The following is a 13,486-nucleotide window of genomic DNA, read 5'->3' as shown; positions in this document are numbered from 1 at the left end:
TCATTTTTCCACCTCTTTCAATGATATACGAGCCTTGTCATAATTACTGATTTCCCTTTGCAGTATTTATTGATGCGATTAAAAGTTTACGAATTTTACTGCATTTATCATACATATCTGCATATTCTATTTCAGTTATCATTTTTGTATCCTTAAACAATCCTAACCAATAATCACTTTCATAGCATTCTTTCAGTGCTATCTGAAACTTATTGATAAAATCAGCTTTGCTGGATGCATAGTTTGCTTCATGAATATTTGCACCAATTGATGTACCACTTCTTAACAACTGATTTAACAAGACATTTCCTTTTCAGTTTTCTTTAATATCAGTACATAAATTAACAATATCGACTGCAAACACTTTCGATAATTCAATAAGTTTATTCTCTTTCATTGCTATTCTCCATTTCTTAATGAATTGACAACTTAAGTTGTCATGAATTGGCTACGCCATTAATTCTCGCTTCGCTCCATGAATTGAATTGCCTTTTAATGCACCAAAGGTGCAATTCATGAGCCGTAAGGATTAATTCATGAAATCTTTGATTTCAATTAATGCCGTAAGGCAATTCATTGAGTTTGCCTTGCAAACTCATGTCAAGCCAGGGACAAAAAATTGTACGGGACATTTGCGATTCCTTTCAATATCCTTCATTATCAGTATACCACACCCTTTCCTTTGTTTCAAGTGCTTTTTAGGGGATGAAAAAAGACTTTCCTCACGGAAAGTCTTTTTGTGTGTATTATTATTGACCTAAGGTCTTTAAGTATTCTCTGCTCTGCTTGATGGCATCGAGTGCAGGTGTATCGTAGGTCTGATCCTGTTCTACGATAACATATTCTGCGCCTGCCTTTTCAGCGGCATCTAAGATTTTCACGAAATCCTGACGACCCTGACCGCAGGGAGCAAACTTAAATTCGTTGTCTTCCTTGTTGGGTGCATCTTCGATTTCGTTGCCGTTTTCGTCAATCAATGCATAAGCAGGGCCACCGCCTAATGCTTTGCAGGTAAAGTCTTTCAAGTGTACAACCGGTGCACGGCCTGCATATTTGAGCAGGTACTCGGACGGGTCATAGCCTGCATAGTGTACCCAGCAGGTATCGATTTCGGTCTGCAGTAAATCAGCCGGAATGGTTTCATACAACCAGTCAAGCTTGAACTTGCCTTCGAATTTCTGGAATTCAAAGTCGTGGTTGTGATAAAGAAGCTGAATGCCGTTGTCCTTCAACAGCTTTGCAACCTTTTTAATATCTTCAATGATGCTGTCGTATTCTGCACAGCCCTTCTGGTTTTCAGCTGCCATCCACGGAATTGCAACGTATTTTGCGCCTAAGGTTTTTAAGTAATCCACAGCCTTCTGTCCTTCCTTTAAGAACAGGTCGTAGCTCTGGTGTGCAGAAGCCGCTTCTAAGCCCAGCTCGTCAAGCATTGCCTTTACTTCTTCTGCGGATTTGCCGAAATAACCTGCAAATTCCACATAATCATAACCCATTTCCTTTACTGCCTTTAAGGTGCCGTACATATCTTCTGCCATGTTGTCGCGTACAGAATACAGCTGAACACCTACTTTAAATTTTTTCATCGGATTCGCCTCCTAAATTTTTTTATAAATTACGCTTTTGTTTCCAAAAACTTTTTTAACTGTTCAAAGGTTGTTTTGCTGATGTGATGCTCGATTTTACAGCTGTCCTCATACGCGGTTTCCTCATCTACGCCGATTCGCATAAGCGCTTTGGCAATCACATGATGTCTTTCATACATTTTCTGGGCAATTTCCAGTCCCTTTTCGGTTAAGCTTATATTTCCTGCCTCATCCACCGTAATATATCCCTCTTCCCGGAACGCCTTCATGGCAACCGAAACACTGGGCTTGGTAAACGACAGCGCATTTGCAATATCAATGCTTCTGACCTGACCCTTTTTCTCTTTCAGCATCAGAATGGTTTCCAGATAATTCTCTGCCGATTCTTTTATTTTCATATTTCCTACCTCTCTTTTCTATTATTATACCGAAAAAAAGTCTGTTTGTCAAACATTAGATTTTTATTTCGGAAATTTTTAAAAAAAATCCAAAAAAACTATTGACAAGGAAAAATTTAGGTGATATAATACATGAGGTTAGGAAAGACTAACCAAAGAACCGAGGTGGGAAAAATGACATTAAAGGATGCCGTAGAAGAGGTAGAATACATCATCAAAAAAATTGATACCGACGACGAGGAGCTGGACGCATTTCTGTTCTCGCTCGGTTGCTACAGCGGTGAAACCATTACGGTCATTTCCCACTTAAAGGGCGGTTGTATTGTCTCTATCAAAGACGGTAGATACAACATTGACAATGAACTGGCTGAAGCCATTATCATCGGTTAAAAAACAAACGGCTTTTTAAAGCCGTATATATTTTAAGCACTAGTTAGTTGCTACTAACTGCAAAAAAGGAGGAAATCACATGAGAATTGCCTTAGCGGGTAATCCGAACAGCGGTAAGACCACCATGTACAACGCGCTCACCGGCAAGAACGAGCGAGTTGGCAACTGGGCAGGCGTTACGGTTGACAAAAAAGAAAGCGCCATCAAAAAAGCATACGGAGAGGATTTAATCGCCGTTGACTTACCGGGTGCATACTCCATGTCCCCGTTCACATCCGAAGAAAGCATCACCAGCGGATATGTGAAAAACGAAAATCCCGATGCCATTATCAACATTGTGGATGCCACCAACTTAAGCAGAAGCTTGTTTTTTACCACACAGCTTTTAGAACTGGGCATTCCGATGGTTGTGGCACTGAACAAAAGCGACATCAACCAAAAGAAAGAAAACACTATTGATGCATCCCTGCTTTCCGAAAAGCTCGGCTGTCCCGTTATTGAAACCGTGTCCACCTCCGATAAAGGTTTAAAAGAAGTGATTGCAGAGGCAACAAGAGTTGCCGAAAGCAAGACACAGACCGCCCCTTACATACAAAACGACATTGACTTGACCGACAAAAAAAGCGTAGAAGCAGAAGACAGAAAACGCTTTGACTTTGTAAACGCCATTGTGAAAAAAGTAGAAAAAAGAGCGGTTAAAACCAACCAAAAGAACAGCCAGGACAAAATCGATGCGATTCTGACCAACAAATGGCTGGGCATTCCGCTGTTTGCGGTAATTATGTGGCTGGTATTCTATATCTCCCAGGCTTGGCTTGGTCCGATGATTGCAGACTACTTAGTTGCCGGCATCGAAGCCTTTGGCGGTGTTGTGGAAGGCTGGATGGCAGGCAGCAGCAGCGAATTTTTAACCTCTTTGGTATCCAGCGCCATTATTGACGGTGTAGGTGCCGTGGTAGGCTTTTTACCTCTGGTTATGGTTATGTATTTCATGATTGCCCTGCTGGAAGATTGCGGATACATGGCACGCGCATCGGTTGTGTTAGATCCCATCTTCAAAAAGGTCGGGCTTTCGGGCAAATCGGTTATTCCGTTTGTCATCGGTACAGGCTGTGCCATCCCCGGCGTTATGGCTTGCCGTACCATCCGCAACGAAAGAGAAAGACGGGCAACCGCTATGCTCGCCCCCTTCATGCCCTGCGGTGCAAAGCTTCCCATTATTGCGCTGTTTGTGGGTGCATTCTTCCCCAAGCACGCATGGATTGGTACTGCAATGTATTTTGCAGGCATTATCATCATTCTGCTTTGCGCACTTTTAATTAACAAAATTACAGCCTATAAGCACAGAAAATCCTTCTTCATCATGGAGCTTCCCGAATACAAGGTTCCGAGCCTTTGGAGAGCGGTAAAATCCATGTGTGGCAGAGGCTGGGCATATATCGTAAAGGCAGGCACAATCATTCTGGTCTGCAACGTGGTTGTAACCCTGATGAGCTCGTTCACTCCCGGTTTAAAGCCCGCGTTGGAAGATGGTTCAAATTCCATCTTAGCCGCTATCTGCGGACCCATTGACTGGATTTTAATTCCGGTTATCGGCTTTGCTTCCTGGAAGCTTGTGGCTTGTGCCGTTACCGGCTTTATTGCAAAGGAAAACGTTGTCGGCACTATTGCAACCCTGTTTGGCTTAGGTGCTGTCATCAACGGTGATTTAGAACTGGTCGGCGAAGGTGCAAAGGTGGCAGAAGCCATCAACCTGACCGCCGCAGGTGCTTTGGCATATATGATGTTTAACCTCTTCACGCCCCCTTGCTTTGCGGCAATCGGTGCCATGAACGCTGAAATGAAGAGTGCAAAATGGCTGTGGGGCGGTATCGGACTTCAGCTCAGCGTTGGCTTTACCATCGGCTTTTTGGTATACCAGATTGGTACACTGATTTCCACCGGCAAGCTTGCAAGCGGTTTTGTTCCGGGACTCATTGCGGTGCTTGTTATTGCAGGAATCATCTCTGCAATCATTATCCGCAACAACAAAAAGTTTAAGGAAGAATATCAGAATTCCAAGAAGAAAACGCCTGCCAACGTATAAGGAGGCTTTAAAATGAATACAACCGACATCGGCATTTTAATTGCCGTGGTGATTATCGTGGGCGGTGCCCTTTGGTACATCATCAAAAAGAAGCGCTCCGGCGCCCGTTGCATCGGCTGTCCCGACGGTGACAAATGTAACGGTCATTGTAATTGTAAGAAATAAGAAAAAGCAGAAAATCGAAAGATTTTCTGCTTTTTTTCTTATTTTTGTAAATTTTTCTTTGCGGTTGAAAGCATCAGCTTAATACGGTTCAATTGGTTTACCTCACTGGCACCCGGGTCATAATCCACCGCCACAATATTTGCATCGGGATAATGGTTTTTAAGTGCCTTAATCATGCCCTTGCCCACCACATGATTGGGCAGACACGCAAAAGGCTGTACACATACAATATTAGGCGTACCGCTTATGATAAGCTCTGCCATTTCACCCGTTAAGAACCACCCTTCACCGTACTGATTTCCCAACGACAAAATGGGCTTTGCCAACTCTGCCACCTGACGGATATCCATCGGTGCTTCAAACCGCTTGCTCTTTTTCAAAGCATCTATCGCAGGCTTTCTGAGCTTTTTAAGAGCAAATAACCCAAGCTTTGCACCCCATGCTGTTTTACGGGGCGAAACCAAATATCTGTTTTTGAATTCACTGTTTAGCAAACTGTAATTCAAAAAGTCCAGCAAATCGGGCTCAACCGCCTCTACCCCTTCCTGCTCTAAGAGGTCTACAATGTGATTGTTGGCAAGAGGCATATATTTAACCAGAATTTCGCCCACAATCCCAACCCTTGGCTTTACAAGGCTTTCATCTGTCGGTAGCTTGTCAAAGGCATCCACAATACCTTTGCACACCTGCTTATAAGAATATTTTGTTTCGGGATTGGTCAGGCAATCAATGGCAATCTCGCGCCATTTTGCATGCAGAGCATTGGCAGAGCCGGCTTCCTTTTCATAGGGACGCACCCGATAAACACAGCGCATAAACAAATCGCCCAGCACAATGGCACGCATGGCATCCGCCAACATTTTTGGAGACACCTTAAAGCCCTCGTTGCGCTCCATGCCGTTGGCATTTAGCGAAATCACCGGAATATGCGAAAGGTTTGCTTTTTCCAGAGCTCTGCGGATAAAGCCCACATAGTTGCTGGCACGACAGCAACCGCCGGTCTGGCTCATGATAATGGCAAGCTTATCGGTATCGTACTTACCCGACAGCACCGCCTCCATAATCTGTCCGATGGTGGTAATAGATGGGAAGCAAGCATCGTTGTTTACATACTTTAAGCCTGTATCAATGGCAGACCGTCCTTCGTTATCCAACACCACCACATTATAGCCGTACCGTTTGAATACCGGTGCCACAATGTCAAAATGTACGGGACTCATTTGGGGTGCTAAAATGGTGTAGCCCGCCTCTCGCATCGCAGATGTATATTCAGTCTTTTGGTGCTGATACATTTTTGGAATTGCGCAAATATTACGCTCCTCGCGCATACGCATTGCCGCAAGCAGACTTCGGATTCGGATGCGTGCCGCGCCCAGATTGTTCACTTCGTCAATTTTCAGAACGGTATACAGCTTATTGCTGTTTTCCAAGATTTCCGCCACCTGGTCGCAGGTCACCGCGTCGAGACCGCAACCGAAAGAATTGAGCTGAATCAACTCTAAATCGTCCCGTTTGCTCACAAAGTTTGCCGCCTGATACAAACGGGTGTGATAAACCCACTGGTCATTGGCACGCAAACCCTTTATGTCGTCATAATCAAAGGTTAAGCTGTCCTCGGTAAACACCGTCAACCCATAAGAAGCAATCATTTCAGGGATACCGTGATTGATTTCGGGATCTAAGTGATAGGGTCTGCCCACAAGCACAACCCCCTTACCGCCTGACTTTTCCATTTCAGAAAGCAACCGACGCCCCTCGGCACGCACATCTTCTTTGGCTTTTATTTGCTCATTCCATGCCTTTTTCGCCGCCGCGCGCACTTCGTGCTCCGGAATACACCAGGTTTCCTGGCAAACCTCAACCAATCGGTCTTCCGCTGTCCGCTCATCCGTAAATGCGATAAACGGGCAAACATAACGCACATTGCCGTTGACAACTGCCTCTAAGTTATTTTTCAAGTTTTCGGGATAAGAAATCACCATCGGGCAGTTAAAATGATTCTGTGCCTTTGGATTTTCCTGATGCTCGTAAAATACACAAGGGTGGAAAATGGTCCGCAGCCCTTTTTGAATCAGCCATTCCGCATGTCCATGGGCAAGCTTTGCAGGATAGCACTCCGATTCGGACGGAATGGAATCCATGCCAAGCTCATAAATACTGCGATCGGACAAAGGCGAAAGCACCACCTTAAACCCGAGTTCTTTAAAAAACGTCGCCCAATAGGGATAGTTTTCATACAGATTCAGCACACGCGGAATACCGATTTCGCCACGGTATGCTTTTGCAGGCGGGTTATAATCAAACATCCGCTTTTGTTTATAGGCAAACATGTTCGGTGCCTGCTTGTTTCCGTCACCGCCCAACGCCTTTTCACAGCGATTGCCGGTGATATGCCGTCTGCCATCCGGGAAGGTGTTTACGGTAAGCATACAGTTGTTCACACAACCTCCGCAACGCACCGCCTTGGTCTTATATGTAAGATTCAAAATCGCATCAAGCGGAAGCATACTGCTCTTTTGACCGTTGTAGCGGTTCTTTGCAATCAGCGCGGCACCGAATGCGCCCATGATGCCCGAAATATCCGGACAAACAGCTTCCACGCCTGCAATTTTTTCAAAGGCACGCAAAACCGCTTTGTTATAAAACGTACCGCCCTGCACGACAATGTGGTCACCCAAATCCTTGGCAGTACTGAGTTTGATAACTTTAAACAGCGCATTTTTAATCACCGAGTACGCAAGTCCTGCCGAAATATCCGACACCGCTGCGCCCTCTTTTTGCGCCTGTTTTACATTGGAATTCATAAACACGGTACATCTTGTGCCCAAATCCACCGGATGCTCTGCAAAAATCGCTTCTTCCGAAAAGGATTCTGCCGTATAGCCTAAGGATACTGCAAAATTTTCGATAAAAGAGCCACACCCCGAGGAGCACGCCTCATTTAAAAGAATGGTACTCACCGTACCGTCTGTTAATTTGATGCATTTCATGTCCTGACCGCCGATGTCCAGCACACAGTCCACTTCCGGGTCAAAAAACGCTGCCGCTGTACAATGGGCAACCGTTTCCACTTCTCCTTCATCTAAACAGAATGCGCTCTTTAAAAGCGCTTCACCATAGCCCGTGGAGCAGGAATGTACGATTTCCGCAGTGTCGGGCATGCTTGCCTTCAGCAATCCGATGGCATCAATTGCCGTTTGTACGGGATTCCCCTTATTGCTTGTATAATGGGAAAACAACAGCTCGCCCTGCTCACCGATTAGAGCCAGCTTCGTGGTGGTTGAGCCTGCATCAATACCTAAAAAACACTTTCCACTGTAATCCGATAACGTGCTTTTTTGTACAACCGCCTTTTCGTGCCGTGAACAAAATTCCTCGAATGCCTGCTTACTTTCAAAAAGCGGCTCCAGGCGGTTAATTTCAAACCGGATTTCAATACCGTTGTCCAAACGGGCAATCAGACCGTCCATGTCATGCGCCTGCGCTTCGCCTGCCTCCAAAGCCGCGCCCAATGCCGCAAACAAATGGGAATTTTCCGAATCCACCACTTCTTCAGGCTTTAAATCCAGTGTCCGGATAAACGCTTTTTTCAGCTCCGGCAAAAAATGTAAGGGACCGCCCAAAAATGCCACGCAACCGCGGATGGGTTTACCGCAAGCAAGCCCTGAAATTGTCTGATTCACCACCGCCTGAAAAATAGATGCCGCCAAATCTGATTTAGCCGCGCCCTCGTTAATCAGCGGTTGAATATCGGTTTTTGCAAACACACCGCAACGTGCCGCAATGGGATAAATCTGCTTATAACTTTCCGCCGCCTCATTCAGTCCCGTCGCATCAGTCTGCAAAAGTGCTGCCATCTGGTCGATAAAAGAGCCTGTGCCACCGGCACAAACACCATTCATCCGCTCTTCCAGACCACCGGTGAAATAAATGATTTTCGCATCCTCACCGCCAAGCTCTACCGCTACGTCTGTTTGCGGTGCTACTGCCTGCAAAGCGTTTGCAACTGCCACAACCTCCTGCACAAACGGAATGTATAACGCCTTGCCCAGATTAATCGAGCCTGAGCCGGTAATTTTGATACGCAAGCTACATGTACCCAAAAGCGCCTTAGCGTCCTTCAGCAATTCCGAAAGTGTCTCCTGAATGTGCGCAAAGTGACGTCGATACGCGCTGTATAACATTTCTCCCGAATCGTCAATGATGACCAGTTTTACTGTGGTCGAGCCGATATCAATGCCTGCACGATATTCCGACATACCTTTTCTCTCCTTTTAATGGTCACAAAAATAATATGTATTTTTTGTGCCCCTTATACTGAAATCCCAAAATCCGTCAATATACATTATAGCACAATTTGTCGAAAATTTCCAGCACTTTACGCAATTTAAATTAAATTATTTTTACTTTTTGTTGAAAAAAATAAACAAAACAACAAAAACTGACCTTTCAGTCAGTTTTCTGTTGCTGAATATTTTAAAAGCCATATACCATAAAGTAAGCTTGAGAGTGCAATCAATCCTCCAAACACCAAAAGCACAACCATGCCGACGGTATTCTGTTTCGGTAAGAGTAAACAGCCTATGTATGCAAGATACCCTAAAAACAAGAGCAAAAGCGAGCCGGTTGCAAGCTGAAATACCCGATTTTTGTTATACGGCTCACGCAACACTTCACAACAGCGAAGGCACGCAACAAATCCCGTCGCAAACACCAGAAGAATCGGCCAGAACATTTTTAAGTAGGGCACGATGTACGGCAAAAGCGACTGCTTATCCCCTTGCGGTACATCCCCAAGCCCCCAGAAAACAATCTGCACCAGCATCGCAATAAAGTTTACCACCATGCTTGTGCGTATAAGCTGTATAGCACTTCGCATCTTCTCGGTGGCAAATTCATCTTTGCGTGCCGCAAACAACCGCCAGAGCCCGATAACTGTGAGCAGAATCACCGGAAAATCCAGCAACAAAAACAGCGAAAACATGCATACAAAAATGTTTGCCCACAAAAACAGCGGACTTTTTATCATCATGCTGATTCGCTCCGCTACAGTCCCTTTAAAAAAATCCTGTTGCATATCATCATCTCCTTTTGGTTATTATATCATTTTTCCCGACCTTTGGCAAATATATTTTTGAGATTACTCCATATCATTTCAGATATGAAAAATCCCGCCGGATGGCGGGATTTAGAATACTTTACGGATTTAATCTGTTGGGACCGCGGAATAAGAACATCGCATCTTTAATGTGCAGACCTAACAGCAACATGGTGATACGGTCAACACCGATACCAAAGCCACCATGAGGCGGGCAAGCATATTTAAAGAATTCTAAGTAGAATTTTACGTCTTCTGCCAAGTCCTTTTCTTCTGCCTGCTTCTTTAAGATTTCATAACGGTGTTCACGCTGTGCACCGGTGGTGATTTCCACACCTCTCCAGATAAGGTCATAGCCCTGGGGTACACCCTGCTCGTCACGCATATGATAGAATGCTCTCTTTTCTGCATCAAAGTCTGTTACAAACAGGAATTCATGATCGTAATTTTTCTTAACCCATTCATAGCTTAACTTTTCAGCTTCGGTGGTCAGGTCACCCTTTTCGGATTCGGGTACAGTAAAGCCAAAATCCTTTTCTAATCCGTCATACAGCTCTTTTAAAGTAACCACCGGGAACGGAGTCTTAGGTACAATCAGTTCAATACCGAATGCTTCTTTAATGGCTTCACCGTATTTCTCGCTTACTTCTTTTAACGCAAAGGTCAAAAGCTCTTCTTCCATCTTCATAACGTCTCTGAACGATTCAATGTAGCTGAACTCTAAGTCAAAGCCGGTAAATTCGGTGGTATGCTTGCTGGTAAAGGATTTTTCCGCACGGAATACGGGTCCAACTTCAAAAATACGTTCAAATCCGCTTGCCATAGCCATTTGCTTATAGAACTGTGGGCTCTGGGCAAGGTATGCACTTCTATCGAAGTATTTTACTTCAAATACATCCGAGCCACTCTCGGAAGCCGCACCAATCAGCTTTGGCGTATGAATTTCGATAAAGTCTTTATCCAAAAGAAACTTGCGCATTGCGTTAACAAAAGCGGTCTGCACCTTAAACATCAACTGATTTTCATCGGTACGCAAGTCAATCCATCTGTAGTCAATTCTCTGGTCAATGGAAGAACGTTCTACCGCCTGCTTTTTCTTGGTTGCAGGAATTTCTTTTCTAGCAATGGGGAGCGCGTCTGCGATGCTTTCGATTTCCAGAGCATCCGGCAGAATTTCCATACCGCCCATCTTTACATATTCGTTTTCCACAACGGTACCTGTTACAGTAATAACAGAGTCAGGTGTCAAGCTTTCCACCTTTTCCAAAAAAGCCTCACACTTTTCTTTTTCCACCGTAATCTGTACCTTGCCGGTGATATCTTTAAGCACGATAAAAGCCATGGACTTACCGTTTCTGAAATTATCGATAAAGCCCTGTACCTTCACCTGATTGCCAATCTCATTTTTTACATTACATATAAGCGTTCTTTGCATATATTTTTCCTCCGCTTTCTTTGTACAAATATCTAAATAATTATAGCATATAATTTTTTAAGTGTCAACCATCCAATTTCCGCAGTCGACAAACTTTTTTCGCCAAAACCGCAAAAAAACCTTGCTTTCATAAAGAATTTATGCTATAATAGTCCCGTGGTTTTTAAAAATCAACCAATTGCCACCGCAACAGGACATAACGGACACACTCGAAATCGTTTCAAACTTTTAGAAGTTGTTGGAATGCAATTCTCCGCAAACCCTGTAACAGTGCGGTTTTCAGCAATCGGTGCTGACAAAACAAAAAATCTTTTCTAACGAGATTTCTAATAAAACTTAATATTTGCTTTAAACTCATTTTTGAGTTTAGATATACACGGAGCGGTATCGAAGTGGTCATAACGAGCGCGACTCGAAATCGTGTTGCCGTCAGGCACGTGGGTTCGAATCCCACCCGCTCCGCCACTGAGCACCATAATTTGGTGCTCTTTTTTGCCAAAATCCCCTCAAAAAGCCGTTATATTTGCCCTACAATCGCTTTTAACTATCTGTAAGGTGTAAACAATTCTACCTGCTACTAATTGTCTTTACTATCGGCTTATTATTGTGGGATATTTTTATCAAATCCTTGACATTTTATTGTATCTGCTATATAATCTATGTCAAGTTAATAATTGACTCCAAAAGAGGTTACGCATACATTGTATGCGTAACCTCAATTTGCTTATATAGGGCTTTATTCCATTGTGCCGACCATTTTATTTATGTCACCGTCTGAGTCTGCGATTATGGTTTTGGTTTTGCTTGGTGCTACATAGCCGAAGCCTTCAATGTAGGCTTTATTTTTTTCTTCTATGATTTCAGCTCTTTTCGCAGTTTCTTCATCTGTAAGGTAGCAAGTATCTTTTGCCATAATTTCATCATTTGGATTTATGGGTTCTTCCGGATTCTTTTCCCATTTCGCATATAGGACATCAGGTTTTGTGAATTTGAATGTTGTTACCTAATTCTGCTTTGTTCGGGGGTCTGTGAACCATCCCTTGAATGTGTATCCGTATTTTGTCGGGATGTAGCTTTCAATGCTTATGCTTTCGCCATATCGTTTGGTTATTGGACTGATAAAGCTCCCACCGTCCGATGCGAAGGTTAAGGTTACATTTCCTAAAAACCGATTTCGCTATCGTATATTAGTTCATTCCGATGCCATTGCCAAGGTGCCGCTGATGCCGTTTGTGTCAGCAGTATTGTCACTGCCATTGCCGTACATAATACTTTTTTCTTCATAAATTTTCATCTCCTAAATTCGTATTTACCTTTTCGGCAACACAAACATACCACAGAAGATGGCATAAGTCTACGAAGGTTTTTGCAAAAGCTCATTTCTTTGATGTGTATTAAATTTTGATATAGTAAAACCCTCTGAAAACAACATTTGTTATCTCAGAGGGTTCTGTTAAGGCTTTACACAATTATAAAATTATTTTTTATCCAATGTATGTTGCTTTTGGATCGTCACCGTAGTTGTTAGTACCTACTGTTCCGGGTTTAAGCGAGAAAACCAAAAGAACAATTGCTCCGATTACGGGGACAAATGCAATCAAAAGCCACCACGCCGACTTATCAATATCGTGCAGTCTGCGGAATGACAGGGAAAGTTCAGGTATCACAATAAACAAGCTGTATAAACTTGTGAGAAGCTTAATCCCAATTATTCCATCAATTATTCCCAAGAGCAATACGATAACGGCGCTGATAAGAGCAAACATCCAGTATTCTGTTCTTCTTGCTCTTCCACTGAAATTGCAATAATTCTTAATTGCCTGTATGTACCAACTCATAAATTTGCTCCTCTATTAATATTCAACTTCTGAACCGTGTTCCTTAGCAAGTTCTTCTAAAGCCTTGTTGTATTCGTCAAGCAAGCTAACTGCTTCTTCAAGTTTTTCTGTTGCTGTACTGATTGTAGCTTCGTCCTGAGTTTCACAACCTTCTGCAAGAGTTTCAAAAGCAACCTTATAAGTATCCATTACTTTAACATACTTATCTTTGATAGCTTTAACTTCTTCTGTTTCAGGATTGATGTCCTTAAGAGCAGTAAGGGAAGCTTCAACAAGAGGAAGAAGTGTATCGTCAATACTTTTCTTAATAGCAGCATCGTCTTCAAGTGTTTCCCAAGTTCCAACCTCTGTTGTGATTTTTGTATAATTTTCAGTAACTTCTTTCATTTCAACATTTAAGAAGTTTTCCAAATCATCATAAACAGGATCACTGCATCCTGTTAAGAGTGTAAATGACATAACCACCATAAGTAAAAGTGCAAAAATCTTT

At 43.4% G+C, this 13,486-nt stretch carries 12 protein-coding genes, 1 tRNA gene and 1 pseudogene; 4 read left to right on the top strand and 10 right to left on the bottom strand.

What is annotated here, in order from left to right; all coding sequences use genetic code 11:
• Nucleotides 1-43: 43 nt before the first annotated feature.
• The 3 genes and pseudogenes from IJE10_06685 to IJE10_06675 form a co-directional block, all read right to left on the bottom strand.
• Nucleotides 44-397, bottom strand: a pseudogene (locus tag IJE10_06685) (four helix bundle protein).
• A gap of 352 nt (nt 398-749) precedes the next feature.
• Complete coding sequence (locus tag IJE10_06680) at nt 750-1,586, bottom strand: sugar phosphate isomerase/epimerase (GenBank protein ID MBQ2967785.1); 837 nt, start codon at nt 1,584-1,586, stop codon at nt 750-752.
• A 29-nt stretch (nt 1,587-1,615) separates the two neighbouring features.
• Nucleotides 1,616-1,984: a metal-dependent transcriptional regulator gene (locus IJE10_06675; GenBank protein MBQ2967784.1), complete on the bottom strand. Its 369-nt coding sequence runs from the start codon at nt 1,982-1,984 to the stop codon at nt 1,616-1,618.
• A 174-nt stretch (nt 1,985-2,158) separates the two neighbouring features.
• On the opposite strand from IJE10_06675, the gene IJE10_06670 reads away from it, so the two are divergent.
• From IJE10_06670 to IJE10_06660, 3 genes are all read left to right on the top strand, one after another.
• Nucleotides 2,159-2,374 carry a ferrous iron transport protein A gene (locus tag IJE10_06670; GenBank protein ID MBQ2967783.1) on the top strand — a complete coding sequence of 72 codons (216 nt, stop codon included), beginning with the start codon at nt 2,159-2,161 and terminating at the stop codon, nt 2,372-2,374.
• Nucleotides 2,375-2,453: 79 nt separating this feature from the next.
• Nucleotides 2,454-4,460, top strand: coding sequence for a ferrous iron transporter B (locus IJE10_06665; protein MBQ2967782.1), 2,007 nt, complete (start codon nt 2,454-2,456; stop codon nt 4,458-4,460).
• 12 nt (nt 4,461-4,472) lie between these two features.
• The gene (locus IJE10_06660) at nt 4,473-4,625 is read left to right on the top strand and encodes an LPXTG cell wall anchor domain-containing protein (protein MBQ2967781.1); all 153 of its coding nucleotides are present in this window, start codon (nt 4,473-4,475) and stop codon (nt 4,623-4,625) included.
• Nucleotides 4,626-4,663: 38 nt separating this feature from the next.
• Here IJE10_06660 and IJE10_06655 read toward each other — a convergent pair whose 3' ends face one another.
• The 3 genes from IJE10_06655 to aspS all read right to left on the bottom strand — a co-directional run bounded on the left by IJE10_06655 (nt 4,664) and on the right by aspS (nt 11,158).
• On the bottom strand, nt 4,664-8,884 hold the full coding sequence (locus IJE10_06655; GenBank protein MBQ2967780.1) for a 2-hydroxyacyl-CoA dehydratase: 4,221 nt from the start codon (nt 8,882-8,884) through the stop codon (nt 4,664-4,666).
• A 194-nt stretch (nt 8,885-9,078) separates the two neighbouring features.
• The gene (locus tag IJE10_06650; protein ID MBQ2967779.1) at nt 9,079-9,702 is read right to left on the bottom strand and encodes a hypothetical protein; all 624 of its coding nucleotides are present in this window, start codon (nt 9,700-9,702) and stop codon (nt 9,079-9,081) included.
• Nucleotides 9,703-9,823: 121 nt separating this feature from the next.
• A complete protein-coding gene (gene aspS / locus IJE10_06645; protein ID MBQ2967778.1) occupies nt 9,824-11,158 on the bottom strand; it encodes an aspartate--tRNA(Asn) ligase in 1,335 nt (444 codons plus the stop codon).
• Nucleotides 11,159-11,536: 378 nt separating this feature from the next.
• Here aspS and IJE10_06640 point away from each other — a divergent pair.
• Nucleotides 11,537-11,623 (top strand) — tRNA-Ser (locus IJE10_06640).
• 271 nt (nt 11,624-11,894) lie between these two features.
• Here IJE10_06640 and IJE10_06635 read toward each other — a convergent pair.
• The 4 genes from IJE10_06635 to IJE10_06620 all read right to left on the bottom strand — a co-directional run.
• Nucleotides 11,895-12,071 carry a hypothetical protein gene (locus IJE10_06635; GenBank protein ID MBQ2967777.1) on the bottom strand — a complete coding sequence of 59 codons (177 nt, stop codon included), beginning with the start codon at nt 12,069-12,071 and terminating at the stop codon, nt 11,895-11,897.
• Nucleotides 12,072-12,161: 90 nt separating this feature from the next.
• Nucleotides 12,162-12,278 (bottom strand): InlB B-repeat-containing protein, encoded by a 117-nt coding sequence (locus tag IJE10_06630; GenBank protein MBQ2967776.1) that lies wholly within the window; start codon nt 12,276-12,278, stop codon nt 12,162-12,164.
• 364 nt (nt 12,279-12,642) lie between these two features.
• On the bottom strand, nt 12,643-12,996 hold the full coding sequence (locus tag IJE10_06625; GenBank protein ID MBQ2967775.1) for a DUF805 domain-containing protein: 354 nt from the start codon (nt 12,994-12,996) through the stop codon (nt 12,643-12,645).
• Between the two features lie 15 nt (nt 12,997-13,011).
• The coding region (locus tag IJE10_06620) for a hypothetical protein (protein ID MBQ2967774.1) at nt 13,012-13,486 on the bottom strand (475 nt) is incomplete at its 5' end.

Source organism: Clostridia bacterium (assembly GCA_017410375.1).
Classification (GTDB): domain Bacteria; phylum Bacillota; class Clostridia; order RGIG6154; family RGIG6154; genus RGIG6154.
The sequence above is the reverse complement of the archived record's forward strand: the minus strand, read 5'-3'. Positions and strand labels throughout refer to the sequence as shown.

Excerpts from the sequence above, each read along its gene's own strand:
- IJE10_06635 (MBQ2967777.1), bottom strand. The coding sequence starts at position 12,071 with ATGGCAAAAGATACTTGCTACCTTACAGATGAAGAAACTGCGAAAAGA.
- IJE10_06660 (MBQ2967781.1), top strand. The coding sequence starts at position 4,473 with ATGAATACAACCGACATCGGCATTTTAATTGCCGTGGTGATTATCGTG.
- IJE10_06655 (MBQ2967780.1), bottom strand. The coding sequence starts at position 8,884 with ATGTCGGAATATCGTGCAGGCATTGATATCGGCTCGACCACAGTAAAA.
- IJE10_06675 (MBQ2967784.1), bottom strand. The coding sequence starts at position 1,984 with ATGAAAATAAAAGAATCGGCAGAGAATTATCTGGAAACCATTCTGATG.
- IJE10_06670 (MBQ2967783.1), top strand. The coding sequence starts at position 2,159 with ATGACATTAAAGGATGCCGTAGAAGAGGTAGAATACATCATCAAAAAA.
- IJE10_06680 (MBQ2967785.1), bottom strand. The coding sequence starts at position 1,586 with ATGAAAAAATTTAAAGTAGGTGTTCAGCTGTATTCTGTACGCGACAAC.
- aspS (MBQ2967778.1), bottom strand. The coding sequence starts at position 11,158 with ATGCAAAGAACGCTTATATGTAATGTAAAAAATGAGATTGGCAATCAG.
- IJE10_06665 (MBQ2967782.1), top strand. The coding sequence starts at position 2,454 with ATGAGAATTGCCTTAGCGGGTAATCCGAACAGCGGTAAGACCACCATG.
- IJE10_06625 (MBQ2967775.1), bottom strand. The coding sequence starts at position 12,996 with ATGAGTTGGTACATACAGGCAATTAAGAATTATTGCAATTTCAGTGGA.
- IJE10_06650 (MBQ2967779.1), bottom strand. The coding sequence starts at position 9,702 with ATGCAACAGGATTTTTTTAAAGGGACTGTAGCGGAGCGAATCAGCATG.